This window comes from Leisingera sp. F5, assembly GCF_001593695.1.
In genome coordinates this window covers 1-1305 of sequence record NZ_LUKH01001070.1, presented here as the reverse complement: position 1 = coordinate 1305, position 1305 = coordinate 1, and the positions used below count along the sequence as shown (strand labels likewise).

Genomic DNA, 1305 nt, shown 5'->3' with positions numbered 1-1305 from the left:
CGAAACACCCGCGGTAGGCTCGTCCAGCATCAGAACCTTGGGCTTGGTCATCAGCGCGCGGCCCACGGCCACCTGCTGGCGCTGGCCGCCGGACAGCTCTCCGGCCGGCTGGTTGCGCTTTTCCTTCAGGATCGGGAACAGAGTATAGATCTGCTCGATTGTCCCGGAAAAATCATCGGTGCGGATAAACGCGCCCATCTCCAGATTTTCTTCTACTGTCATCGAGGTGAAGATGTTGCTGGTCTGGGGCACAAACCCCATGCCCTTGACCACCCGGTCCTGCGGCGACAGCGCGGTGATGTCCTCGCCGCCCAGCCGCACAGTCCCTGAGTGCACGTTCAGCATCCCGAACACCGCCTTCATGGCGGTGGATTTGCCGGCCCCGTTCGGGCCGACGATGACGGCGATCTCGCCGGGGTTCACGGCGATGGTGCAGTCATGCAGGATATCCGGCCCCTTGCCGTATCCGCCTGTCATGCAGTCGCCAATCAAAAATGGTTCAGACATTCATATGCTCCGTTCCCCTTCGCAGGGGGCAACGCGGCGCAAAGGCATCAAGCCTCGGCCAGTTTGTCTTTGTTTTTCAAGCCGGTGCCCAGATAGGCTTCGATCACTTGCTCATTTGCCTTGATCTCGTCCAGCGTGCCTTCGGCCAGTTTCTTGCCCTCGGCCATGCAGATCACCGGGTCGCACAGGCGGCCGATGAATTCCATGTCGTGTTCGATCACCACAAAGGTATAGCCGCGCTCCTCATTGAGGCGCTTGATCGCATCGGCAATGGTATACAGCAGGGTGCGGTTCACGCCGGCGCCGACCTCATCCAGAAAGACGATCTTGGCATCCACCATCATGGTGCGGCCCAGCTCCAGCAGCTTCTTCTGGCCGCCCGAGACCTGTCCCGCCTTCAGGTCGGCGATATGGCTGATGGTCAGGAATTCCAGCACCTCATCCGCCTTGGCCCGCAGCGCGCGTTCCTCGTCGGCAATCCGCTTGCGGCCGAACCAGGTGTTCCACAGGGTCTCACCCGATTGCGCGCCCGGCACCATCATCAGGTTTTCCCGGCACGTCATCGAGGAAAACTCATGCGCGATCTGGAACGTGCGCAGCAGCCCCTTGTGGAACAGCTCATGCGGGGGCAGGCCGGTGATATCCTCACCGTCCATGGTGACACGGCCGGAGGTCGGCGGCAGAACACCCGCGATTACATTGAACAATGTGGTCTTGCCGGCCCCGTTCGGGCCGATCAAACCGGTTATGGACCCCTTAGCGATTTCCAGCGAAGCGCCGTCCACCGCATGGAACCCG

At 61.1% G+C, this 1305-nt stretch carries 2 protein-coding genes; both read right to left on the bottom strand.

What is annotated here, in order from left to right; all coding sequences use genetic code 11:
• Positions 1–507: ABC transporter ATP-binding protein (locus A2I95_RS38955; protein ID WP_291737734.1), on the bottom strand; the 507-nt coding region annotated here is incomplete at its 3' end.
• A gap of 47 nt (positions 508–554) precedes the next feature.
• Positions 555–1305: ABC transporter ATP-binding protein (locus A2I95_RS38950; RefSeq protein WP_291737733.1), on the bottom strand; the 751-nt coding region annotated here is incomplete at its 5' end.